Consider the following 22,777-nt stretch of genomic DNA (forward strand, 5'->3'; position numbering starts at 1 on the left):
ATGAGTAATGTAGCCCAAGTTATTCAGGATAAAGTTGAACGAACTATTTTTACGATTAGCCCAGAATCTACCGTACTTGAAGCAATTTCACTGATGGCAGATAAAGGTATTGGTGCGTTAGTTGTGACTGTGGAAGATAAAGTGGTGGGGATACTTTCTGAACGCGATTACACTCGTAAAGTGATTTTGATGGAACGTACTTCAAAAGAAACCACCGTAAGTGAAATTATGACGTCTAAAGTTTTAACCGTCACTAAATCCACTACTGTAGAAGATTGTTTAAGCTTAATGACAGATCGTCATCTACGTCATTTGCCTGTGCTTGAAAATGAAAAGCTGATTGGTTTAATTTCTATCGGCGATTTAGTGAAAGCTGTTATGGATGATCAACGCAAATTGATTGATCAATTACAACAATATATTGCAAGTTAATGAATCGTATTTAAGCAAAAACCTCTCATATCGAGAGGTTTTTTTGAACTCTAAACATTTAAAACTGAGAATTAACGCGCTAAATACTTGGTCATATCTTCTACGCCTTTTAGAGTCATCGGATACATATGATCTTCAAAGATTTGCTTTACCTGTCCAATCGTATGCGTGTAATGCCAATAATGATCTTGTTCAGGATTAAGCCAAGCCGTTTTTTCAAAATGTTGACGTAAGCGTTGTAACCAGACACTACCAGCTTCATCATTCATATATTCAACCGAACCACCCGCTGAAGTTAACTCATAAGGTGCCATACTGGCATCCCCCACGACAATGACACGGTAGTCTCGTCCATAGGTATTAAACAAGTCCCATGTATTCATACGCGTATTTGAACGTCTAATATTGTCTTTCCAGACATAGTCATATAAACAGTTATGGAAATAAAAATACTCGAGCGTTTTAAATTCTGTTTTTGCGGCACTAAATAGTTTTTCACATTGTGCAATATGGGAATCCATAGATCCACCCACATCAAATAACATCAAAACTTTTATTCGATTACGGCGCTCTGGCACCAATTGAACATCTAAAATCCCTTGCTTGGCCGTTTCACGAATGGTGCCATTAATATCCAACTCTTCAGCCGCACCTTGACGCGCAAATTTACGTAAACGACGCAAGACCATTTGCATTTGGCGTGTACCTAAAATTTGTTCATCATCCAAATTTTGATATTTGCGCTGTTCCCAGACCTTCACTGCGGAACGTTTACGTCCTGGGCCGCCTATACGAACACCTTCAGGATGGTCACCAAAGGCACCAAATGGCGATGTACCACCCGTGCCAATCATTTTGTTACCACCTTGATGCTTTTTGTGTTGCTCCCGTAGACGCTCTTCCAGCATTTTCATCAGCTCTTCAAGAGAACCTGCTTTTTTGAGTTCTTCGCGTTGTTCAGGTGTCAAATGTTTTTCAAGTAGTTCTAAATCAAACCAGTCTTTGGGTAACTTGTCGACTTGTTTCAGCAAATCATCTAAATCAAAAGTTGAAATACCCTCAAAATAGTCTTTCATGGCTCGGTCGAATTTATCAAAGAAACGCTCATCTTTGACCATCACCGTTTTAGCAAGTTGATAAAACTCATCTTGATCTGCAAAAACTAAACCTTCACTGACAGCCTGATTTAAATCGATCAATTCTCGCGTCGAAACGGGTACGCCGTAACGTCGTAATGTATAAAACAATCGCACGAACATGAGCGATGTCTCCTGCTTATCGACGTGACATAAAGGCTAAACGCTCAAGCAATTGTACATCTTGCTCGTTTTTAATCAGCGCACCATATAACGGTGGAATAGCTTTTGATTTATCATGATTGCGTAATACATCTTCTGGCATATCATCTGCCATAAGCAAACTTAACCAATCAATTAATTCTGAAGTTGAAGGCGGTTTCTTTAATCCTGGAATTTGACGAAGCTTAAAGAAAATCTGCAAAGCTTCATTCACCAAAGTTGCGGAAATTTTTGAGAAATGCACGTCAATAATATCGCGCATTGTAGCTTCATCAGGGAATTCAATATAATGAAAGAAACAACGACGTAAGAAAGCATCAGGCAATTCTTTTTCATTGTTGGATGTGATAATCACGATGGGGCGTTGCGTTGCAGTAATGGTTTCTCCCGTTTCATAAACATAGAAGGACATTTTATCCAGTTCATGTAAAAGGTCATTAGGAAATTCAATGTCTGCTTTATCAATTTCATCAATCAACAATACACAGCGCTCTTCGCTTGTAAATGCTTCCCACAATTTTCCAGGTTTAATATAATTTTTGATGTCATAAACCCGATCATCACCTAACTGGCTATCACGTAAACGCGATACAGCATCATATTCATATAAACCTTGCTGCGCTTTTGTGGTCGATTTGATATGCCATGTTTTTAGTTCAAGACCTAAACTTTGCGCTACTTGCTCTGCAAGTAACGTTTTACCTGTACCTGGCTCACCTTTGACCAAAAGTGGTTTTTGCAACGCACGCGCAGCTTTAACTGCCAATTTTAGACTTTCAGTCGCAATATACTGGTCTGTACCAGCAAAATGTTGAGTATCAACAGACATGATTTAACCTTTATTGTTTTTAATTAAAGTGGTGAGCTATTTTGTGTGACGACAAATTTTGTTTTGTTGAGGGAATATTTTGAATATAAATAACCCACAACCAAACCAAAACCGATTACAAATAAAATAAGTGAGGCATTTGACCAGACCAAACCATTTTCTTTGGTCAAAATACCAAATAACAATCCGAAAATAGCCGGTGCGATGGAAGCATTATTTCCTTCAGACACTGTCGGTGTAAGTAAAATTGCAAATCCAATGATCCACGTGATAGCACCGATGGGTTTAGGCAAACGCTTTGCTATCACATACCATGACCAAAGAAGAATAAAACTGCCCAACAAATATACCGTAATCGCAATGCTATCTTCAGGAATTGAATCAAGTAGCGCAAAAAAACTATTCATTATACAACTCCTGAATTCATTTTAAGCACCACGCAACCCTTCTGGTGCAGCTGCATTCGGATTGATTAATCCCTCTGGTGGCACTTGAATAAAAAATCCTTTATTTTGAATAGAATCCATCACATGTAAAACATTCACACGTGACAATTTACGCTGTTCTGATAATTCCAAATCCATGACAAATGTTGCACGACCAAAAGCGGCACGCATAGCTTCAGGTAAAACCTCAAGCGGATTTAAAGCATCAGTTTGGTTTTCGGTAGACTCAGGACGGGCGATATAAAGATACATTTCATCTTTTTTACTGGATTTATAAATTGAACAGTGCATATTTAGAACAGGACTCATAAAACTTAGCTCAAGCATACAACAAAAAAAAGACCGATACATGAATGATTATTAACGCATCGGTCTAGATTTTGTATAAATGATAATTCTTTAATCAATCGCTTTAAAATTATTCAACGACTTTCATTTGACTAGACAAGTAATTTTTATCTGCATGCAATACCTTAATTAAAGGCTGAGTTAGCAACTCATATCGCCATCCTAAAAGATAATTAGGTAAATCTTGTTCATCGTTATGAAAGACTACATGCTGATATAAAGCATGCATCCATTTTTTACGTATCAATACTTCTTTTGGAATATCAGTTTCTTGCACAACAGCCTGAATGACCTGATCCACATTTTCACTCATTTCTTTGGATGAGTTACGAATTGGGCGTACTAAACGAAGTGGCCATTCTGCTTGTTCAGGTAAGCAATTGAGTAAATCTAAAATTGTTTTACCATAATCACGCACAATATTTTGACGAATATCTTTAATATTACACAGCTGAAAATGATTACGCGGATTTTTTTCAACCAAGTCAATCATGGTTGAGGATTTAAGAATAAAACTACGTGGATAATTTAAAGCTTTAACCATTTTCTCACGCCATAATGCCAGCTGTTGTAATTGCATAAGCTGGCGACGCGAATGACGATAGTTCCCCATATCCAAATAAAGTAACTCTAATGGGGTTTCTTGACCAATTTCATACGTTAAATGACGGCAATCTTCGAGGGCAAAATCTAATACATTTTTTTGGGCCAATTGATGCTGAATAGTCTTGGATAAATCCATCAAATACAGAACATCATTTGCTGCGTAACTAAGTTGTTCGGGGCTAAGTGGACGTGCCAACCAATCTGATCGGGTTTGATCTTTATCAATATCGATATCAAGAATTTGTTTCAAAGCATTTTGATAGCTGACTTGTAAGCCATGACCTAAAAAAGACAGTCCAACTTGGGTATCAAATACATTATTTAAGGTTTTTTGCTGCGCATAATGATAAATCAGATCGATATCTTCACTACAAGCATGAAAAATATTTTGCTGTGCTTTAAATAATTTTTCCCAAAATGCAGACAAATCTAAACTTGTACCATCGAGCAAAAAAACCTGTTCTGCAACATTAATTTGAAATACACCCAATTTAGGCCACAAGGTATCTACCTTGATAAATTCTGTGTCTAGCCCATAAATGGAAGTGCAATTCATTAATTGCAAAATATTTTCTAAGTCTTTTTGTTGCTGAATAAACTGAAACATATTCCCGAGTCGAATGTAAGATTCTCTTTAAAAGTATATTAACCTATATATAGCATTTAGATATAAGAAATTTGACGACAAACATAGCGATTGCTTATATTTTTAGTGTCTAAATTTTGAAATCATCATTTTTTATATATTTTTTGTATAATTTCAAAATTGATTTAAAATCATAAGTTAAAAAAAATTAAATCAAAATATGATGAAATAAGTGCTTTTGCACTTACTTCATTCGCATACGATTATGTACAGCTTGGCTTAATGTATGACTATCAACATATTCAAGTTCACCACCCTGAGGTACACCTTGAGCAATTCTGGTCATCTGCACAGATAAATGCTTGGTGGCTTCTACCAAATAATGTGCCGTTGCCTGACCTTCAACTGTCGCATTGGTCGCTAAGATGACTTCAGAAACATGCCCCTGACTCAAACGTTGAATTAAATAAGGAATACCAATTTCTTCGGGTCCAATGCCATCCAATGGGGATAAATGCCCGCCCAATACATGGTATTTCCCACGAAAACTTCCACTTTGTTCAATTGCCATGACATCAGCAGGTGACTCCACCACACACAACAGCTGATCATCACGCTCATGCGAAATGCAGATGTCACAAACTTCATTTTCAGTCAAGGAATGACAAACACTACATTCATGAATATAAGTACTTGCTTCGTTTAAAGCATGTGCCAGCCCAATTGCACCTTCTCTATTTTTCATAATCAGGTGTAAGGCCATGCGTTGAGCCGATTTTGGCCCAACACTCGGCAAAATACGTAAAGCTTGAACCAGCTGATCAAAACGATCACTAAACACTAAACGTCTTCCTTAGAATAAACCTGAAAGGCCTGGTGGTAAGCCCATACCAGAGTTTGCTGATTTCATTTTTTCTTCTGAAATTGTTTCAGCTTGACGCGCAGCATCATTCATTGCAGCAGCAATCAAATCCTCAATCATATCCGCATCATCTTGCAAAAGTTCAGGACTAATCTCAATTCGTTTGACTACATTACGGCATGTCATCGTAACTTTTACCAAACCACCACCTGCTTCAGCATGCACTTCAGTTTGCGCTAACTCTTCTTTTGCCTTTTTCATGTTAGTTTCAACGTCTTTTTGCATACGCTGAGCTTGCTGCATTAACATGTTAATGTTCATAAAAATCTCCGAACAAATAATTTTAAATTAAAATCTTGAATTAGATGAGGTCTAAACCACGACTTAGATCGCGAATAATATCATCAATATCTTCTAAACCAACAGATACACGAATTAAACCTTCACGAATACCTGCTGCCTCTTTCGCGTCGACTGATAATTTTCCATGCGTCGTGGTCGCTGGATGAGTAATAGTAGATTTTGCATCACCCAAATTACCAGTAATTGAAATAAATTGGGTATTATCGATGACTTTCCAAGCCTCGTCACGCCCACCTTTTACTTCAAATGACACGATTCCACCAAAACCTGTTTGTTGTTTGCCAGCAAGTTCATGTCCAACATGTGCTGGCAAACCTGCATAGTAAACTTTTTCGACACTTTTATGTGCAACTAGGAATTCAGCTAATTTCTGTGCACTTGCTGAATGTTCGCGCATACGTAAACGTAAAGTTTCCAGACCTTTTAAAAATACCCAGGCATTGAAAGGGCTCATTGAAGGTCCTGTGGTACGTACATAACCAAAAATATCTTCAAGTAATTGGTGATTGCCTACGACAGCACCACCCAAAGCACGCCCTTGCCCATCCAAATATTTGGTTGCAGAATACACCACTAAATCTGCACCAAACTTAAGCGGTTGTTGCAAAACTGGTGTACAGAAACTGTTATCAATTGCAAGTAATGCACCATTGGCATGTGCGATATCAGCCAGTGATTGAATATCTGCAATTTCAGAAAGTGGATTTGACGGCGATTCAACAAACAGTAATTTAGTTTCAGGTTTAACTGCATTTTTCCATGCATTTAAATCTGTTAAGTCTACAAAATCGATGCTTACACCAAATTTAGCAATATATTTTTCAAATAAAGAAACGGTTGAACCAAATACAGCCCGTGAACAAATAACATGATCGCCCAATTTTAGATAAGACATTGCAACTGCCATAATCGCAGCCATTCCTGTGCTGGTCGCAACAGCACGTTCAGCGCCTTCTAAAGCAGCTAAACGTTTTTCAAACATAGCAACCGTCGGATTGGTAAATCGAGAGTAAATATTACCGGGTTCTTGACCTGAAAACTTAGCTGCGGCTTCTGCGGCATTTTCATAAACAAACGATGAAGTCAGGAAAATCGGTTCTGCATGTTCACCTTCGAAACTACGGGTATGACCTGTACGAATGGCTAAAGTATCTAATTGGTATTCAATGACATCTTGTTGGCTCATTTATAGTTCCCCAGTCCTGAACTGTGTTAACGAATAATGCCAACATTTTGAGCGCCTAATGTATTTAAGGTCAAGGTATAATGCATAAATATCACCTACACTTTCAGTAATTCATTCATATATCACTCGGCTTCTTATGATTCACATTAGAAATAAAATGGCAAAACATAAAATTAAGCTGAAAAATTTATCTACCCGTTTATTTAATTCTCGGTCACTGGTTCTGTCACAGACGACGCCTTACGATATTGTTGCCGAATATAAAAAAACATGCATTCGTTACTATGCCTCGCCTAAAAAGGAATACAAAGAACCGTTGGTTTTTGTTGCTCCACTTGCCATTAATATGGCCATTTACGATTTATTTCCTTATCGTTCATTAGTGAAACATTTTCAAAATAGTGGTTTTGATGTGTATTTAGTCGAATGGGGGCAATACAACTATAAAGATCGTTTTTTAAATTTCATGTCATTTATTGATGATGCAATTCCACATTGTATCGATCAAATTCGCAACCATTCGAACAGTGATCAAATTTCATTACATGGCTGGAGTATGGCGGGTATATTTGTATTGTTATATACCGCATTAAGGCAACCCCATTTTGTTAAAAATCTCATGGTTTTGGGTAGCCCTATAGATAGCCATGCATCAGGAAGTACGGGTAAAATTTTTCACACTGCCAATCAATTACTGGCCAAAAATAAAACTCTGCAAAACAAACTGTATTCGGAAATGATACCCAAGCATTTTATCCACTCTCCTGGCTTATTAAATGCTCTTGGTTTTAAAATGATTGACCCGATGGGATGGATTCAAAGTCAAAAACAACTTTGGTTCAATCTAGACAATAGACAAGCACTTTATGAACATGCCACTATGGGTGCTTTCTTAAATCAGATGATTGATTATCCGGGTGGAATTAACCAAGATATGCTATTTAATATTTGGCTCAGAAATCCGCTGAAAAATGGTGTGATTCAATTACAAGATCAAAAAATTGAATTAAAAAATATCAACTGCGCTTTACTAGTGGGCGCAGGTCGTAGCGATCAAATTGTATCAGCAGAAGCAATTCAGCCATTAACGGAATTGACCAGCAGTCAAGATGTTACATTTAAGCTAATTCCGGGCGGGCATCTAGGAATGATATCCAATCAAACCACTGCCAATGAGTTCTGGCCAGTCATGACCAGTTGGCTTAAACAAAGATCAAGCAAAATATAAAGGATAGAAAATGATTCAATCAGTTGCATTTATTGGTTTGGGCGCAATGGGTTACCGAATGGCGGCACATTTACCTCAACATTTTGATACGGTCTATGTGTGGAATCGTAATTTTGAAAAAGCCCAACAACACGCAACTGAATATGGCACTCAACCAGTGGACCTACATCAAGCTGTTCAAGCAGATGTTATTTTTTCGTGCCTGCCCACCAGTAAAGAAGTCGAACAACTCATTGCGAGTGTAAGTATTAAATCGGGTGCGATCTGGGTCGATTGCACCAGTGGTGTGCCTGAATCTGCTAAATTTTTATCTGAACAACTTAAACTACAACAGGTTGATTTTCTCGATGCTCCTGTTAGTGGTCAAACAATTGGTGCAGAAACTGCCACATTAACGGTGATGGTAGGTGGTGAAACTACAGCTTTTGAAAATGCACTACCCGCCATTCAAGCTTTTGGTAAATTGATTAAACATGTCGGTGGTGCTGGCGCAGGATTTTCAGTTAAAGCAGTCAATAATATGCTTTTAGCTGTAAATTTATGTTCGGTTGCTGAAGGTTTTACCGCTTTAAAAGCGCATGGTGTTGATCTACATGCAGCTTTAGACTGCATTAATGCATCCAGTGGCAAAAGTGGTGTGACTGAAACAGTATTACCACAACGTATTTTAAACCGTAGTTTTCCGCTTACTTTTGCTTTACCACTCTTGGCTAAGGATACAGGTATTGCTTTAGATTTAATTCGAGAGGCAAAACTATCTGCACCTGTTATTGCTTTAACTCAGAGCCTTATTCAAGCTTCCAGTGATTTGTCCAATCAAGACAGTGACTTCTCAAGTGCTGTAAAAATTTATGAATCATGGAGCAAAATCACTTTAGAGTAATTTTAACGATCTAATCAACTACTGAGTTAAAGCATATTCCAGCAATAAGGCGCAAAAATAGTACTCAGTAATTTTAGAAGAAACTAAAAACAAAATATTTTTACCCATTATTTTTATCCCGATAAAAATAATGGGGTAATTCAGAAGACTCATTTTAGAAACAAGCTTTTTTCTGCCTTACGTCGATTAACGAGACCTTGCATGCGCTTACCTCCAGCATTTATCCACACATCAAATTGCTGTGCAGCGCCATGCCTATCATCAGCATTCAGCTTTTTAACCAAAGTTGATTGACTAAATGCAGTCGCTCCGATGTTATATGCCAATGATACCAGTGCATCGAATTGATTTTGATTCAGCGGCACAGTCACCTTATTATTCACTATTGTCTCAAATCTTTTCAAATCATGTGTCATATAAGCTTTCGCTTGTGATTCTGTACAACTATCCCCTTTTTTGACTTTAATACCATTCGGGTAAAGCGTGGTACCAAATCCAATACTCCAAACGCCCACACCATCGTCATAAGCCAAAAGTCGTTTCCCCTCGAAACCACAAATTAGATTTACGCCAAACGAACTTGTGCTCATCTGGTCAATCGCAATAGCTGACATATGGGACAAATTTGAATCTGTCGCTGTTGCGATGGCTTGATGGTCAGCATCCACATTTTTTTGAATGAACTTGCTTAAAAAATCAAAAATTCGTTTCACGTATTCAGCCCTTTAACTTTGCTTTTAACTGTAAACAATCGATTATCACTGTTTCAAGTCAAAACCTGTATCAGTGTGATTGAATTGACCTATTGAACGATACTATTCAACACTTAAAATTACACCGTTGTAGTTAGTTTGAGTAAATTCACAGTCTTTATAGCAGTCTTTGGGTAAGTTGATTTACATAGTTCTTTCAAGCCAGTAATCTTTTCATTTCAGTCAAGAGTCCCAAGATTAACTGTGCTGAATATAAATAAACTTAAATAACTATTTCAAAATAGGATTTAAAAGCAATTGATATATAAAATTTTTATTATTTTTCAAATCAATTATGAAGTAAAATTACAATTGAGCAATAAGTCGCCATTGAATAATCATAATAACAACCTAATATTGTGTTTATATAACTACACAGTATTAAACCTGAGGAAACTTTTATGAACAAGTTTATAGTTGCAATGTTTGCAAGCTTTGTGACCTTAATCGGGGCAAATACATTTGCAGCAAGTGCAGATCAAGAATGTCAAAAATTAAAAAATGATCATGATGTCATTTATGCATCAAAAGGTTTTTGTTTTAAAGATAGCGAAGCAAAAGCGAAATTCGGTAATGATAACTGCTATACCACCAAACCGAAATTTTCTGAAAAAGAACAGCAAAAACTTGACACCATTAAAGAACGTCAGAAAGAATTAAACTGTAATTAATTCTGAACTCAATGACTTTCAAGGAATAAAAATGGTTTACGATGATGAAAACATTTTTGCACGCATTATTCGTAATGAACTGCCTGCAATTAAAATTTATGAAGATGATCATGTTTTGGCCTTTATGGATATCATGCCACAAGCCGAAGGTCACACATTGGTTATTCCCAAATCTCCTGCTATAACTTTGCTTGACCTTGCACCTGAAGCCGCAGCGTATACCATTCAGATTGTGCAAAAGGTGGCAAAAGCAATGGAACAAGCACTTGAAGTTAAGGGTATTGTACTGATGCAACTTTCAGGTGCGGCAGCCGGTCAAACTGTACCGCATGTACATTTCCATTTAATTCCAAGCTCCATTCATGAATTAGGTAAACATGCTTTACACATGGGTGACCAAGAAAAAATTAAAGTTTTAGCTGAAAAAATTAAAGCTGCACTTTAATTTTGAATACTTAAAAAATGAAGCTTAGGCTTCATTTTTTTATAACTCTTTAATAAAAAAAGAAATATAAAAACAAATATTAAACTCAAACACGTCATGAAACTGTCATTTATCTTTCACTTCACTGTCACAAATTTTACAGATACTGCTTAGCAAGTTGGTTAGCTTCTGTAACTTTTTGTACTCAAGCCGACTAAAAAGAAAAGTTAAGCAAGGCTAAGGCCATTAAGAACAGTGTTTTGGAGAAATCTCGATGAAAAAATTGCTTCTCGCTGCAGCAGTTACAACTTTAAGCTTAAGCGCAGCACAAGCGGCGCCAACTTTATACGGAAAGTTGAATGTAAGTGTTGATAGCTATGATAATGGTAAGGATACTGTTACTGAATTAAACTCGAATGCTTCACGTTTAGGTGTTAAAGGCGAAGAGAAATTAACAGAACAACTTTCTGCTGTCTATCAAGCTGAATGGGAAGTAGACGTAGATGGTGGTGATGACGTATTTAAAAAACGTAATATTTTCGCTGGTTTAAAGTGGGCTAATCTCGGTACTTTAAAAGCAGGTATCATGGATACCCCATTTAAAGATGCTGGTACTGGATACCGCGACGTATTTAATGATTATGCTCACGCTGACATCAAAGAAATGATGTACGGTGAAGAGCGTATAGAAAATGTCATTGGGATTGAAACTGATCCTAAACTATTGGGTGGTTTAGTCTTTGCACTTCAAACTCAACAAGGTGAGTCTACAAGTGATACCACTAAATATGTAGATGGAAAACGTGACAGTTTAGGTGATGGACTTTCTACTTCACTTTCATATGCCAATAAAGATATCGGCTTTGAAGGCGTTATCGCAGGAAACTTCAAGTCGGTAGGTGATTTTGCTGCGGTGGGAATTTCAAATGCCCCTGCTGATGCAATCCGTGTAGGCGGATCTTTTGATCTTGGAAAAATTGGTGCTCCTGGTTTATCTGTTGGTGCGATGTGGCAGACTGCAGAGATTTCAGACTATAGCAATATTAAACCTTTCACGGTTACACCAGCATATGCAGGTGACTACAACAAAGTTGAAGAAAATGCATGGTTAATCTCTGCAACTTACAAACTTGCAAATACACCGTGGACGCTTAAAGCTCAATATCAACAAGCAGATACGGACTACGCAGTGCTTGGTGGAGCATCTGGTGATAGCTCTGTAGACCAATGGGGTATTGGTGCAGACTATAAGCTTAATAGCCAAACCAAACTATTTGCGAACGCCGTTCAACGTGAATGGGATAATTCACCGAAGAAAGGTAATGCTGAGGAAAGCGTTTATGGCTTAGGCATGGAAATTAAATTTTAATTCCAAAGTAAACTTTTAACTGTTCAAAAAAAAGACCACCCTAAGGTGGTCTTTTTAGCAATTTATAATTCTATTCAAACGATTTAAATTTTTGGACAAGCTCAATATAACTAGACTCAGAATGAGGATTTTCTATTTTAATTTATAACATTTTATATTCTTATTTCACCATCACTCATATCTACTCTTATTAGAAATGCGCTTGTCACATTCAACAAAACATCCAATCGTGAGGATGCACAGATCATAAAAAAACTAAAATATTCATAAATAAGTCAGAAAATTTGTTCTCATCAATTGCTGAATAAAGGATTTAACGATGACTATGAATGGACATTACAATACCCATACTGGCCAACATGGAAATAACCGCTGTGCCACCATAACTCATTAATGGTAATGGATCACCTGTTACAGGCAGAATACCGCTCACCATTCCTGAACTTAAAAATACAAAAAAGAAAAAGGTCAGCCCAATTGCACCTGCATATAAACGTCCAAAATTATGAAAACTATTAATTCCAATCATAAGACAACGAATAATAATTGCAGCAAACAAGCTGATCAGCAAAAAAACACCAATAAACCCAAATTCTTCTGCATAAGTGGACATAATAAAATCAGTGTGATGTTCAGGTAAATAACCCAAATGAGACTGAGTACCGCCCAAATAACCTTTACCTGTAAAACCACCAGAACCAATTGCAATTTTGGATTGAATAATATTCCAGCCTGCTCCCAAAGCATCTGACTCAGGATCAAATAAAGTTAACACACGCTTTTTCTGATATTCCTGAAACACAAACATCCATAAAGCAGGTGCCGCAATAGCCAATGCTGAGAATGCACCTGCAATCAGTTTCCACGACATACCACTTAAAAATAGAACGAAAACACCAGGAATAATCAGTCCAATATTCATATCGGGTTGTAATAATACCAATACAAAGGGAATTAGCATCAATACCAAAGCCACAATAATATCTAAAAGCTTAGGTGGAAATGGACGTCTTGAGAAATACCATGCCATCATCAAAGGCATGGCAAATTTCATAAATTCGCTGGGTTGCATACTGCCAATACCAGGCAATGATATCCACCTTTTGGCCCCCATGCGCGTTTCACCTACCACCAACACCAACACCAACATCAACATGGCCAATACATAAAAGTAAGGACTGATGGCCTGATAAACTTTAGGTGGAATTTGCGCGCAAATAAATAATGCAATAAAACCAACACCAAAACTAATGGCTTGACGCAATACCATTTGGGAATCTTGTCCAGATGCGCTGTAGATGACCATCAGCCCTAAAGCGGAATTCAGAACCAAAAAACATAATAACCATGGATCTAAATGCCATTTTTTCCACTTCGATGAGTTATCTTTAATGCTTCTACCATCACGTAAAGAGTGACGTAAAAAACGATACTGCGGTGATGGTATCATTGGAAATATTTAAACATAGAGATGAGTTGATAAATTATAAAATTAAAGCTAGGCAGATAATACATCTGGAGGCTTTTTTTATTTTATTTTTGTGAGGATAAAATGAGTTTAGCCAATTCTAAATCATCAACATAGGTAATTTTAATATTGTCTGAACGGCCCTGCACTACTTTTACAGTTTCACCTATATACTCTAAAGCACTCGCTTCATCAGTAATATTGATGTCACTCAACAATGCTTGTTCAATCGCAGCTTTTAAGACACCTAATTTTGCAATTTGTGGTGTTTGCGCTTGCCATAAATCATGACGACTCACAGTTTGACTAATGGTATTTTGCTCTTCAACACGCTTTAATGTATCACGAACAGGAATGGCTAAAATTGCACTACTCTTTTCTTGTATTGCCGCATTAACCAACTGATTTAAGCAATCTTGAGTGACACATGGACGCGCTGCATCATGCACCAAAACCAAATCATCTAATGAGGCAAATTGACTTAAATATTGCAAAGCATTCAGCACAGAATTAACACGCTCAGCACCACCTTCACAGAAATGAGCTTTCTCGGATTGCACAAATTTTAAAGTGTGAATTATTGAATCATTTTCACTCGAGGCCAAAACATAACCCGAAAGTGGTAAACAATTTAAACGAGCCACAGTATGCTGTAACACCGTTTGACCTTGAATGATTTGATATTGTTTTAACTCTGTTTGAGAAAAACGACGTCCAGAACCCGCCGCAGGAATAACAGCCCAAAGTTTAGGGTTCATTTACAGTAACTTCTTGATTGCCATCTTCATTTGTTCTTAAATCAACGTTGGCATTTGGATCAATATAAACAGGTCTATATTGTGTTCCAATCATACTCATTTGCACAAAAGTTTCATGCGGTTTAATCAAACCCAGATCAAGGCGAGCATGTTCTTCAATGGCTTCGATACCATTTTTCAAATCAAACACTTCTGCTGCCAGAACACGATTACGTTCTTTTAATTCTGAATTAATTTCTGTTTGTTGTTGAATTTTTTGCGCTAACTTTTGATGATCATGGAAACCACCCTCACCAAACCAAAACAAATACTGAAACCCCGCGATCAAAATGATCGCAAGGCCCAATAATACTTTACTCACGATGGAGTCGAATATATTTAACATGAATGACATTGCAGTCGCTTAGTTCAAACCTTTGAATTCAGCTTTACCGCGGTAAGCAGCATTTGTCAATTCTTCAATACGAAGCAATTGGTTATATTTCGCAACACGATCAGAACGGCACAGTGAACCTGTCTTGATTTGACCCGCAGCAGTACCAACAGCAAGATCCGCAATGGTTGAATCTTCAGTTTCGCCAGAACGGTGTGAAATCACAGTAGAGTAACCATTTGCTTTCGCAAGATAGATTGCATCTAATGTTTCAGTCAACGTACCAATTTGGTTGTATTTGATTAAGATAGAGTTACCAACTTTCTCATTAATACCACGCTGAAGGATTTTTGGGTTGGTAACGAACAAGTCATCACCCACCAACTGGATTTTGTCGCCAAGGATCGACGTTAAGTAAGACCAACCTTCCCAATCTGACTCGTCCAAACCATCTTCAATTGAGATAATTGGATATTGGTTTACAAGACCCGCTAAATAGTCAGAGAACTGGTTGCTTGTGAATGCTTTATTACCTTCACCTGCAAGAATGTATTGACCATTTTTGTAGAATTCTGAAGATGCACAGTCAAGCGCAAGCATAATGTCAGAACCTGCTTTGTAGCCTGTTTGACCAATTGCTTCAAGAATGACCGTGATCGCTTCTTCGTTTGAACGCAAGTTTGGTGCAAAACCACCTTCATCACCAACAGCAGTGTTTAAACCTTTTTTGTTTAGCACTGACTTTAAAGAATGGAAGATTTCAGCACCCGCACGCAATGCTTCAGAGAATGAAGAAAAGCCAACAGGCTCAATCATAAACTCTTGAATATCTACATTATTGTCTGCATGTGAACCACCATTGATGATGTTCATCATAGGCACAGGCATCGTCAAAATGGATTGACCACGTAAATCTGCGATGTATTGGAACAATGGAATTTTCTTTTCATCAGCAGCAGCACGAGCAGCAGCCAGCGATACAGCTAAAGTTGCATTTGCACCCAATTTTTCTTTGTTTTCAGTCCCATCCAAAGCAATCATCGTATTATCGATGTCTTTTTGTTCAAATACTGATTTACCTAATAAAGCATCACGGATTAGCGTGTTTACGTTGTTAACCGCAGTTTTAACACCTTTACCTAAATAACGCGCTTTATCGCCATCACGAAGTTCTAAAGCTTCACGAGAACCAGTTGAAGCACCAGATGGTGCACATGCACGGCCAACTACGCCAGATTCTAAGATTACGTCTGCTTCGATGGTTGGGTTACCACGAGAGTCCAAAATTTCACGTGCACGAATGTCAACGATTTGACTCATGAACTATTCCTCAGTTGATTAATATGAGCTGCATTTCAAGCAGCACAAGAGTATAAACTCAGTGTGTATCTAACTTTTTGAAACCTTTAACCAAGGTATCCAATTCTTTTAATTGCGCCAAAAATGGCTCAAGCTGCGACATACGTAATGCACATGGACCATCACATTTTGCATTCTCTGGATCTGGATGTGCTTCTAAGAACAAACCAGCTAGACCTGTTGCCATACCTGCACGCGCCAAGGTCGTGATTTGTGCACGACGCCCACCGGCAGAATCCGCACGTCCACCTGGAGTTTGAAGCGCATGGGTCACATCAAAGAATACTGGCACATTCATTTCTTTCATGTGATCAAAGCCCAGCATATCTACAACCAAGTTGTTATAACCAAATGCTGAACCACGTTCACACAGAATAAGCTTGTCATTGCCTGCTTCTAAACATTTATTTAAAATGTGGCGCATTTCATGCGGTGCAAGGAACTGTGCTTTTTTGATGTTGATAATGGCATTGGTTTTTGCCATCGCCTCGACCAAATCGGTCTGGCGACTTAAAAACGCAGGAAGCTGGATAATGTCAGCCACTTCAGCCACTTCAGCTGCTTGATATGGCTCATGTACATCGGTAATGATTGGGACATTAAAATGTTTTTTAATGTCCGCTAACCACTCTAGTCCTTTTTCCAAACCTGGACCACGAAAAGAGGTCAAGCTTGAACGATTGGCTTTATCGAAGCTTGCTTTAAATACATATGGAATATCTAGACGTGTACAGATATCCACATAGGTTTCAGCAATTTCAAAAGCTAAATCTTTTGACTCAAGTACATTCATTCCGCCGAACAATACAAATGGCAAATGATTTGCCATCTGGATATCGCCTAAACGTACAATTTCTTGTGGTTTTAGTGGTGACATTTAAACTTCCTAGTATATTCCTAGACCAACATTATTTATTCTTTTGAAACTGCTTTTTCGCAGCCTCAATAAAACTCGCAAATAATGGATGCCCATCACGTGGAGAACTTGTAAATTCCGGATGGAATTGTACAGCAATAAACCAAGGATGTTGTGGTATTTCAACTGTTTCTACTAAGTGTTGTACAGGTGAATAGCCCGAAATTTTCATACCTGCCTCTTCAAGCGCAGGAATAAAGCGGTTATTCATTTCATAGCGATGACGATGACGTTCAATAATGTCAGCACTGCCATAAATCTCACGTGTTTTTGTACCTTCAACCAATTCTGATTTTTGAGCACCTAAACGCATGGTTCCACCTAGATCCGACTCTACAGAACGTTGCTGAACCTCACCACGCTCATCTAACCACTCAGTAATTAAACCGATTAATGGAGATTTGGTCGAACGATTAAATTCTGTAGATGTTGCATCGACAATACCCGCAACATTGCGTGCATATTCAATTACAGCAAGCTGCATACCTAAACAAATCCCGAGGAATGGAATGCCATTCTCACGAGCAAATTGAATAGCTTTCATTTTTCCTTCAGTACCGCGCTCACCAAAACCACCTGGAACAAGAATCGCATCAGCATCTTTCAATACAACCGTTACATCTTGACTTTCAAGCTCTTCAGCATTGACATAGTCAATTTGAACTTTAACGCGATTTTTAATTCCCGCATGCAGTAAAGCTTCATTTACAGACTTATACGCATCTGGAAGCTCAATATATTTACCAACCATCGCAACACGAACTGTGTATTCAGGGTTAAGTAAAGCTTCCACCACATTATCCCAATCTGTTAAATCAGCTTCAGGAAGGTCATAACCAAAACGTTCACAAATTAAATCATCAACATTTTGTTCATAGAAAGTACGCGGAATTTGATAAATTGAACGCGCATCTTTACAGACGACAACCGCACGTGCTTGTACATTGGTAAATAATGCAATTTTACGTGTGGTATCAGCATCTACATCATATTCAGTACGACAAATTAAAATGTCTGGCTGAATCCCAATCGACAACAATTCTTTTACCGAATGTTGTGTAGGCTTAGTTTTAAGCTCTGCTGCAGATTTAATATATGGAAGTAACGTTAAATGCATGAGCATGGTACGTTTATGACCCAGTTCGACCATCAGTTGACGTACAGATTCCATGAATGGGAGAGATTCAATGTCACCTACTGTACCGCCAATTTCAACAATCGCAACGTCATAACCTTCGCCTGCACGAAGAACACGTTCTTTAATATTGTCTGTAATATGGGGAATAACTTGAACAGTTCCACCAAGGTAGTCACCACGACGTTCTTTGTTTAAAACATCTTGGTATACGCGACCAGAAGTAAAGTTATTGAGTTTGGTCATTTTCGCACGACGCAAGAAACGTTCGTAATAACCCAAATCTAGGTCAGTTTCAGCACCATCTTCTGTGACAAAAACTTCACCATGCTGGAAAGGACTCATTGTCCCTGGATCGACATTAATGTATGGATCCATTTTGACCATGGTTACTTTTAAACCACGGGCTTCTAAAAGTGCAGCAACTGAAGCAGCTGAAATACCTTTACCGAGTGATGAAACTACACCACCAGTCACGAAAATAAAATGGGTCATTGGGTTTCTCGTACAATCGAGCCTAAATCGGCCTGCAATGTTGCGCAATTTTACTTTACTCTGTACCAATAAAGCAAAGTCATTCCGCATCAATTCAAAGAACAATAAGCAATTGATTATTCTATCAGCATTTCCGATAAAAAATTAGAGGGACTGAAGAGGATTTTTATATTCATATTTGCTGTTATAATAAGGGCATCTTAATTAATGCTTAATTTTGTGAATTATGAATAAAAAACTTTTACTTTGTGGTGTGATCGCAGCAAGCTTAATATTAACGGCATGTGTCAAGAAAGAAACACCGAAAGACGATGAACAAGAACAAGTCGAAACAACCCAACCGGCGCAGAGTTCTGAGGCAGTAGAATCTACTCAGTTTGAACCCTTAAACTCAATAGATAATTCAGAAGCTGAAGTTCCGACACAGGTCGAAGTTGAACGAACTGAAACTGAAAATACAACGACTGAAGTTCGTCGTGAAGTACGAGATGTTCCGCCACAAGCGCCATCTAAACCAGAAGCACAAAAGCCAGTTGCACCTAAAGCCGAAGATAAACCAACGTCCGCAACATCTAATCAGTCAAACTCAGATGCTCAATCTGAAGATGATGCAGTTGCCGCTGCAATTGCTGCCGCAACACCAGCGCTGAATAACTAAATTTAAATAAAAAACCCAGTGTAGGACTGGGTTTTTTATTGACTACATTATTTATATCGCAGTTTTAAATTTCTTTTTTACATTATTATTGATCAATAGTTAAAAGTTACAACCTCATAAATACAAATAAATCTCATTATAAAAAAGGATTAATAAAATAAAAATGTATGACTAAGACCATTAAAGCAATAATAGCCATGAATAAATAAGTATTTACCGTATTAAAACTTTTAATAAATTTGAGAATATCCACTTCTTTTGACCCTAATTAATTTTTAACAAAAATATATTTACAACACATAATGATATAATAAAAAACATAATAAAACATAAATTACTCAATTTTTTCACAATTAAATAAAATATTATAAAAAACACATTTAATAATTAGGTAATTGTTTTTACTAATATAAATCAAATATAAATTTAACATCACTAATCAAACTCTTTAGAAATTTTAAATAAAATTTAATATTTATATTCAAGTGATATATTTTATTTTACAAAAGATTATCAATCTCATTTATAGGGTTTCACTATGTTTAAAATAAAAAAATTATTCTATTTATTTATTTTTACTCCTTCACTGAGTTTTGCCACAGTCGGCGGTCCTCAAAATATAGAAATACTTGGATATGAAAGCCAAGACCAAAAAGTCTATTTGCTCAAACATTATCACGATGGTCGAGGTCGCCTGCCTCAGCTTTATTATTATCAATTCAAAAATAACAAAACACCTGAAAAAATAATTCAGGTCAACTCTTTATATATCAACCCAAAAACCCAAAAAATTGATTACGATCAAAATAGTCAGTTATTTGATCAAGAAATTCTTAACATTAAAAATCGACTTCAGCCATTAATAAAGCTCGCTCCCAATACAGTCAAAGCTCATGTACTTAATAAAATTACTTCTAAAGAAAAGTCTTGGTATGACCCAAATAAACTTATACCCAAATATACGTATACCTATCAGTTAAGAAGCAAAAATTATCAAAGTCAGAAACATCAAGCTTTAGCTTATCGGCACGGTATAAGCATTTCTCAAGTTTATAAAATTCCACATCAACAGAAAGTTTTGGCAGTGGTTAAATATTTAGGCATTCCTTTTGAAACAGGTTATACCCTTGAATCTCCGATATTACTCATCCCTAAAAAATAAAACCTCCGTAGAGGTTTTATTAACATTGATTAATCTTATGCAGCACTACGCGCTTCAATAGGCACAATCTTACGCAACTCTGGCCCCGTATAGTCCGCACTTGGGCGAATAATACGGTTGTCTGCGCGTTGTTCCATCACATGCGCTGCCCAACCAGTCACACGACTCATCACAAAGATTGGGGTAAACAGTTTGGTTGCAATATCCATAAAGTGATAAGCCGATGCATGGAAAAAGTCTGCGTTACAGAATAATTTCTTCTCTCGCCACATCACTTCTTCACAGCGCACCGAAACTGGATAAAGTACGCTATCCCCCACGTCTTTGGCTAATTTTTCAGACCAAATTTTAATGATATCGTTACGCGGGTCATTGTCTTTGTAAATCGCATGGCCAAAGCCCATGATCTTTTCTTTACGCTCAAGCTTACCCAGCATTTCTCGTTCAGCTTCTTCAGGAGATGCCCAGTTTTCAATCATCTCCATCGCTGCTTCGTTTGCACCACCATGCAATGGACCGCGCAGTGAACCAATTGCACCAGTAATACAGGAATGCATGTCTGAAAGTGTTGACGCACAAACACGGGCAGTAAAGGTCGATGCATTGAATTCATGCTCTGCATACAAAATCAGTGAAACGTTCATCACTTGTTCATGCAGTTCGTTTGGTTTTTCACCCCGGAGCAAATGTAAGAATTGTGCACCGATTGAATCATCATCGGTGTTTTCTTCAATACGTACGCCATCATGGCTAAAGCGGTACCAATAACAAATGATGGCCGGTAAGGTTGCCAAAATGCGGTCGGCCACGTCTTGTTGTTGTTCGAAGGATTGTTCTGTTTCAATGTTGCCCAGCATGGATACACCAGTACGCATCACATCCATCGGATGTGAATCTGCAGGTATACGCTCCAGTACTTCTTTGAGTGCTTGTGGTAATTGGCGCAATGATTTGAGTTTGGCTTTGTAGGTGGCCAGTTGTTCTGCTGTTGGCAATTCACCAAAGAATATGAGGTAAGCCACTTCTTCAAACTGGCAGTTTTCTGCCAGGTCTTGGACATCGTAACCGCGGTAGGTTAAGCCTGCACCACTTTTGCCAACCGTGGATAATGCCGTTTTACCTGCCACTTGTCCGCGCAATCCTGCGCCTGTGAGTACTTTTCCTTCAGCCATTTTTTTATTTCTCCATCTTTAACGGTTTTATTTAAATAATTTATCCAGTGTATTTTCAAAGGTGTGGTAGTCAAGGAATTGATAGAGTTCTTTACGTTGTTGCATCTGGTCTAGCACATTGACTTGGGTACCCTCTTTACGAATGGAATGCATCACTTCAAGCGCTGCTTTTTGCATGGCACGAGTCGCAGAGAGTGGATACAGCACCATGGATATGCCTTGCTCAGCCAGTTCTTGGGTGGTGTAATACGGTGTATCACCAAATTCTGTGATATTGGCCAGTACTGGTACACCGACTGCATCACAGACGGTTTTATACATGGTGATGTCCGTCATCGCTTCGGCAAAGATGGCATCTGCACCAGCTTCAACACAGGCACAAGCACGATCGATCACTGCTTGTAGGCCTTCTTTTTGTAGGGCATCGGTACGTGCCATCACCACAAAGTTGGAATCGGTTTTGGCATCGACGGCTGCTTTGATGCGATCCACCATTTCTTGCTGTGAGACAATTTCTTTGTTGGGGCGGTGTCCACAGCGTTTCTGTGCCACTTGATCTTCAATATGCACGGCTGCTGCACCTGCTGCAATCATTTGTTTGACACTGCGTGCGATGTTGAATGCTCCACCCCAACCTGTATCAATATCCACCAGTAAAGGCGTATCGACACGTTCGGTAATCCGGCGTACATCTTCCAAAACGTTATCTAGACTGGTCAGTCCCAAGTCAGGTAAGCCATAGGAGTAGTTGGCAACACCCGCACCTGAAACGTAGATGGCTTTGTAACCCACTTCCTTGGCCATCATCGCGGCATAAGCATTAACCGTACCAATAATTTGCAAGGGTTTCTCTATTTCTAGTGCTTCTCGAAATCTTAAACCTGCAGATCTTTGTGCTGTCATATTCCTTTTCCACAGTTTCATTTTACTTATCGAATTTCGAGTATAGCCATAAAGATCTTCATATCTACGACTTTTTAGTGTTTATACTTTAAAAC

At 38.0% G+C, this 22,777-nt stretch carries 26 protein-coding genes; 8 read left to right on the top strand and 18 right to left on the bottom strand.

Features of this window, described 5'->3' with window-relative positions:
- Positions 1 to 432, top strand: coding sequence for a CBS domain-containing protein (locus tag H0S58_RS07730; RefSeq protein WP_053577802.1), 432 nt, complete (start codon positions 1 to 3; stop codon positions 430 to 432).
- 71 nt (positions 433 to 503) lie between these two features.
- On the opposite strand, the gene H0S58_RS07735 is transcribed toward H0S58_RS07730, so the two are convergent.
- The 8 genes from H0S58_RS07735 to H0S58_RS07770 form a co-directional block, all read right to left on the bottom strand.
- Positions 504 to 1,691 carry a vWA domain-containing protein gene (locus tag H0S58_RS07735; RefSeq protein ID WP_195726206.1) on the bottom strand — a complete coding sequence of 396 codons (1,188 nt, stop codon included), beginning with the start codon at positions 1,689 to 1,691 and terminating at the stop codon, positions 504 to 506.
- A gap of 16 nt (positions 1,692 to 1,707) precedes the next feature.
- Positions 1,708 to 2,559 (bottom strand): AAA family ATPase, encoded by an 852-nt coding sequence (locus H0S58_RS07740; protein ID WP_092721163.1) that lies wholly within the window; start codon positions 2,557 to 2,559, stop codon positions 1,708 to 1,710.
- A 23-nt stretch (positions 2,560 to 2,582) separates the two neighbouring features.
- Positions 2,583 to 2,966, bottom strand: coding sequence for a hypothetical protein (locus tag H0S58_RS07745; protein WP_195726207.1), 384 nt, complete (start codon positions 2,964 to 2,966; stop codon positions 2,583 to 2,585).
- Between the two features lie 21 nt (positions 2,967 to 2,987).
- A complete protein-coding gene (locus H0S58_RS07750; RefSeq protein ID WP_092721161.1) occupies positions 2,988 to 3,296 on the bottom strand; it encodes a YcgL domain-containing protein in 309 nt (102 codons plus the stop codon).
- Between the two features lie 127 nt (positions 3,297 to 3,423).
- Positions 3,424 to 4,566: a ribonuclease D gene (locus H0S58_RS07755; RefSeq protein ID WP_195726208.1), complete on the bottom strand. Its 1,143-nt coding sequence runs from the start codon at positions 4,564 to 4,566 to the stop codon at positions 3,424 to 3,426.
- 223 nt (positions 4,567 to 4,789) lie between these two features.
- Complete coding sequence (gene recR / locus H0S58_RS07760) at positions 4,790 to 5,386, bottom strand: recombination mediator RecR (protein WP_053577796.1); 597 nt, start codon at positions 5,384 to 5,386, stop codon at positions 4,790 to 4,792.
- Positions 5,387 to 5,398: 12 nt separating this feature from the next.
- Positions 5,399 to 5,728: a YbaB/EbfC family nucleoid-associated protein gene (locus tag H0S58_RS07765; protein ID WP_053577795.1), complete on the bottom strand. Its 330-nt coding sequence runs from the start codon at positions 5,726 to 5,728 to the stop codon at positions 5,399 to 5,401.
- 40 nt (positions 5,729 to 5,768) lie between these two features.
- Positions 5,769 to 6,956 (bottom strand): O-succinylhomoserine sulfhydrylase, encoded by a 1,188-nt coding sequence (locus H0S58_RS07770; protein ID WP_195726209.1) that lies wholly within the window; start codon positions 6,954 to 6,956, stop codon positions 5,769 to 5,771.
- A 136-nt stretch (positions 6,957 to 7,092) separates the two neighbouring features.
- Here H0S58_RS07770 and H0S58_RS07775 point away from each other — a divergent pair, with 136 nt between their 5' ends.
- The gene (locus tag H0S58_RS07775) at positions 7,093 to 8,184 is read left to right on the top strand and encodes an alpha/beta fold hydrolase (RefSeq protein ID WP_195726210.1); all 1,092 of its coding nucleotides are present in this window, start codon (positions 7,093 to 7,095) and stop codon (positions 8,182 to 8,184) included.
- Between the two features lie 10 nt (positions 8,185 to 8,194).
- Positions 8,195 to 9,067 carry an NAD(P)-dependent oxidoreductase gene (locus tag H0S58_RS07780; protein WP_195726211.1) on the top strand — a complete coding sequence of 291 codons (873 nt, stop codon included), beginning with the start codon at positions 8,195 to 8,197 and terminating at the stop codon, positions 9,065 to 9,067.
- 149 nt (positions 9,068 to 9,216) lie between these two features.
- Here the strand turns inward: H0S58_RS07780 and H0S58_RS07785 are convergent, their stop codons facing one another.
- The gene (locus H0S58_RS07785) at positions 9,217 to 9,780 is read right to left on the bottom strand and encodes a lysozyme (protein WP_227592225.1); all 564 of its coding nucleotides are present in this window, start codon (positions 9,778 to 9,780) and stop codon (positions 9,217 to 9,219) included.
- A gap of 440 nt (positions 9,781 to 10,220) precedes the next feature.
- Between H0S58_RS07785 and H0S58_RS07790 the strand changes: the two genes are divergently transcribed.
- From H0S58_RS07790 to H0S58_RS07800, 3 genes are all read left to right on the top strand, one after another.
- A complete protein-coding gene (locus H0S58_RS07790; protein ID WP_092721156.1) occupies positions 10,221 to 10,490 on the top strand; it encodes a YARHG domain-containing protein in 270 nt (89 codons plus the stop codon).
- A gap of 31 nt (positions 10,491 to 10,521) precedes the next feature.
- Positions 10,522 to 10,935 (top strand): HIT family protein, encoded by a 414-nt coding sequence (locus H0S58_RS07795; RefSeq protein ID WP_195726212.1) that lies wholly within the window; start codon positions 10,522 to 10,524, stop codon positions 10,933 to 10,935.
- A 253-nt stretch (positions 10,936 to 11,188) separates the two neighbouring features.
- On the top strand, positions 11,189 to 12,283 hold the full coding sequence (locus H0S58_RS07800) for a porin (protein WP_195726213.1): 1,095 nt from the start codon (positions 11,189 to 11,191) through the stop codon (positions 12,281 to 12,283).
- 313 nt (positions 12,284 to 12,596) lie between these two features.
- Here the strand turns inward: H0S58_RS07800 and rodA are convergent, their stop codons facing one another.
- The 6 genes from rodA to H0S58_RS07830 all read right to left on the bottom strand — a co-directional run bounded on the left by rodA (position 12,597) and on the right by H0S58_RS07830 (position 18,787).
- Positions 12,597 to 13,733 carry a rod shape-determining protein RodA gene (gene rodA / locus H0S58_RS07805; protein WP_195726214.1) on the bottom strand — a complete coding sequence of 379 codons (1,137 nt, stop codon included), beginning with the start codon at positions 13,731 to 13,733 and terminating at the stop codon, positions 12,597 to 12,599.
- 83 nt (positions 13,734 to 13,816) lie between these two features.
- On the bottom strand, positions 13,817 to 14,509 hold the full coding sequence (ispD, locus tag H0S58_RS07810; protein WP_195726215.1) for a 2-C-methyl-D-erythritol 4-phosphate cytidylyltransferase: 693 nt from the start codon (positions 14,507 to 14,509) through the stop codon (positions 13,817 to 13,819).
- A complete protein-coding gene (locus H0S58_RS07815; RefSeq protein WP_053580333.1) occupies positions 14,499 to 14,894 on the bottom strand; it encodes a septum formation initiator family protein in 396 nt (131 codons plus the stop codon). The genes ispD and H0S58_RS07815 overlap by 11 nt, the downstream gene beginning before the upstream one ends.
- Positions 14,895 to 14,912: 18 nt before the next feature.
- The gene (eno, locus tag H0S58_RS07820) at positions 14,913 to 16,202 is read right to left on the bottom strand and encodes a phosphopyruvate hydratase (protein WP_053580195.1); all 1,290 of its coding nucleotides are present in this window, start codon (positions 16,200 to 16,202) and stop codon (positions 14,913 to 14,915) included.
- 58 nt (positions 16,203 to 16,260) lie between these two features.
- Positions 16,261 to 17,118, bottom strand: a complete 858-nt coding sequence (kdsA, locus tag H0S58_RS07825; RefSeq protein WP_053580194.1) for a 3-deoxy-8-phosphooctulonate synthase — start codon at positions 17,116 to 17,118, stop codon at positions 16,261 to 16,263.
- A 31-nt stretch (positions 17,119 to 17,149) separates the two neighbouring features.
- Positions 17,150 to 18,787, bottom strand: a complete 1,638-nt coding sequence (locus H0S58_RS07830) for a CTP synthase (RefSeq protein ID WP_092721152.1) — start codon at positions 18,785 to 18,787, stop codon at positions 17,150 to 17,152.
- A 226-nt stretch (positions 18,788 to 19,013) separates the two neighbouring features.
- Here H0S58_RS07830 and H0S58_RS07835 point away from each other — a divergent pair, with 226 nt between their 5' ends.
- The gene (locus H0S58_RS07835) at positions 19,014 to 19,445 is read left to right on the top strand and encodes an internalin (RefSeq protein WP_053580192.1); all 432 of its coding nucleotides are present in this window, start codon (positions 19,014 to 19,016) and stop codon (positions 19,443 to 19,445) included.
- Positions 19,446 to 19,581: 136 nt separating this feature from the next.
- Here H0S58_RS07835 and H0S58_RS14015 read toward each other — a convergent pair whose 3' ends face one another.
- A complete protein-coding gene (locus H0S58_RS14015) occupies positions 19,582 to 19,698 on the bottom strand; it encodes a hypothetical protein (RefSeq protein ID WP_413784405.1) in 117 nt (38 codons plus the stop codon).
- A 285-nt stretch (positions 19,699 to 19,983) separates the two neighbouring features.
- Here H0S58_RS14015 and H0S58_RS07840 point away from each other — a divergent pair, with 285 nt between their 5' ends.
- Complete coding sequence (locus H0S58_RS07840) at positions 19,984 to 20,607, top strand: aminotransferase (RefSeq protein ID WP_195726216.1); 624 nt, start codon at positions 19,984 to 19,986, stop codon at positions 20,605 to 20,607.
- A gap of 35 nt (positions 20,608 to 20,642) precedes the next feature.
- Here H0S58_RS07840 and prpC read toward each other — a convergent pair whose 3' ends face one another.
- Positions 20,643 to 21,779 (bottom strand): 2-methylcitrate synthase, encoded by a 1,137-nt coding sequence (gene prpC / locus H0S58_RS07845; RefSeq protein ID WP_195726217.1) that lies wholly within the window; start codon positions 21,777 to 21,779, stop codon positions 20,643 to 20,645.
- Between the two features lie 27 nt (positions 21,780 to 21,806).
- On the bottom strand, positions 21,807 to 22,682 hold the full coding sequence (gene prpB / locus H0S58_RS07850; RefSeq protein ID WP_195726218.1) for a methylisocitrate lyase: 876 nt from the start codon (positions 22,680 to 22,682) through the stop codon (positions 21,807 to 21,809).
- Between the last annotated feature and the right edge of the window lie 95 nt (positions 22,683 to 22,777).

Source organism: Acinetobacter sp. TTH0-4 (genome assembly GCF_015602665.1).
Classification (GTDB): Bacteria; Pseudomonadota; Gammaproteobacteria; order Pseudomonadales; family Moraxellaceae; genus Acinetobacter; species Acinetobacter albensis.

Excerpts from the sequence above, each read along its gene's own strand:
- H0S58_RS07730 (WP_053577802.1), top strand. The coding sequence starts at position 1 with ATGAGTAATGTAGCCCAAGTTATTCAGGATAAAGTTGAACGAACTATT.
- H0S58_RS07735 (WP_195726206.1), bottom strand. The coding sequence starts at position 1,691 with ATGTTCGTGCGATTGTTTTATACATTACGACGTTACGGCGTACCCGTT.
- H0S58_RS07740 (WP_092721163.1), bottom strand. The coding sequence starts at position 2,559 with ATGTCTGTTGATACTCAACATTTTGCTGGTACAGACCAGTATATTGCG.
- H0S58_RS07745 (WP_195726207.1), bottom strand. The coding sequence starts at position 2,966 with ATGAATAGTTTTTTTGCGCTACTTGATTCAATTCCTGAAGATAGCATT.
- H0S58_RS07750 (WP_092721161.1), bottom strand. The coding sequence starts at position 3,296 with ATGCACTGTTCAATTTATAAATCCAGTAAAAAAGATGAAATGTATCTT.
- H0S58_RS07755 (WP_195726208.1), bottom strand. The coding sequence starts at position 4,566 with ATGTTTCAGTTTATTCAGCAACAAAAAGACTTAGAAAATATTTTGCAA.
- H0S58_RS07765 (WP_053577795.1), bottom strand. The coding sequence starts at position 5,728 with ATGAACATTAACATGTTAATGCAGCAAGCTCAGCGTATGCAAAAAGAC.
- H0S58_RS07770 (WP_195726209.1), bottom strand. The coding sequence starts at position 6,956 with ATGAGCCAACAAGATGTCATTGAATACCAATTAGATACTTTAGCCATT.
- H0S58_RS07775 (WP_195726210.1), top strand. The coding sequence starts at position 7,093 with ATGATTCACATTAGAAATAAAATGGCAAAACATAAAATTAAGCTGAAA.
- H0S58_RS07780 (WP_195726211.1), top strand. The coding sequence starts at position 8,195 with ATGATTCAATCAGTTGCATTTATTGGTTTGGGCGCAATGGGTTACCGA.
- H0S58_RS07790 (WP_092721156.1), top strand. The coding sequence starts at position 10,221 with ATGAACAAGTTTATAGTTGCAATGTTTGCAAGCTTTGTGACCTTAATC.
- H0S58_RS07795 (WP_195726212.1), top strand. The coding sequence starts at position 10,522 with ATGGTTTACGATGATGAAAACATTTTTGCACGCATTATTCGTAATGAA.
- H0S58_RS07800 (WP_195726213.1), top strand. The coding sequence starts at position 11,189 with ATGAAAAAATTGCTTCTCGCTGCAGCAGTTACAACTTTAAGCTTAAGC.
- rodA (WP_195726214.1), bottom strand. The coding sequence starts at position 13,733 with ATGATACCATCACCGCAGTATCGTTTTTTACGTCACTCTTTACGTGAT.
- ispD (WP_195726215.1), bottom strand. The coding sequence starts at position 14,509 with ATGAACCCTAAACTTTGGGCTGTTATTCCTGCGGCGGGTTCTGGACGT.
- H0S58_RS07815 (WP_053580333.1), bottom strand. The coding sequence starts at position 14,894 with ATGTTAAATATATTCGACTCCATCGTGAGTAAAGTATTATTGGGCCTT.
- eno (WP_053580195.1), bottom strand. The coding sequence starts at position 16,202 with ATGAGTCAAATCGTTGACATTCGTGCACGTGAAATTTTGGACTCTCGT.
- kdsA (WP_053580194.1), bottom strand. The coding sequence starts at position 17,118 with ATGTCACCACTAAAACCACAAGAAATTGTACGTTTAGGCGATATCCAG.
- H0S58_RS07830 (WP_092721152.1), bottom strand. The coding sequence starts at position 18,787 with ATGACCCATTTTATTTTCGTGACTGGTGGTGTAGTTTCATCACTCGGT.
- H0S58_RS07835 (WP_053580192.1), top strand. The coding sequence starts at position 19,014 with ATGAATAAAAAACTTTTACTTTGTGGTGTGATCGCAGCAAGCTTAATA.
- H0S58_RS07840 (WP_195726216.1), top strand. The coding sequence starts at position 19,984 with ATGTTTAAAATAAAAAAATTATTCTATTTATTTATTTTTACTCCTTCA.
- prpC (WP_195726217.1), bottom strand. The coding sequence starts at position 21,779 with ATGGCTGAAGGAAAAGTACTCACAGGCGCAGGATTGCGCGGACAAGTG.
- prpB (WP_195726218.1), bottom strand. The coding sequence starts at position 22,682 with ATGACAGCACAAAGATCTGCAGGTTTAAGATTTCGAGAAGCACTAGAA.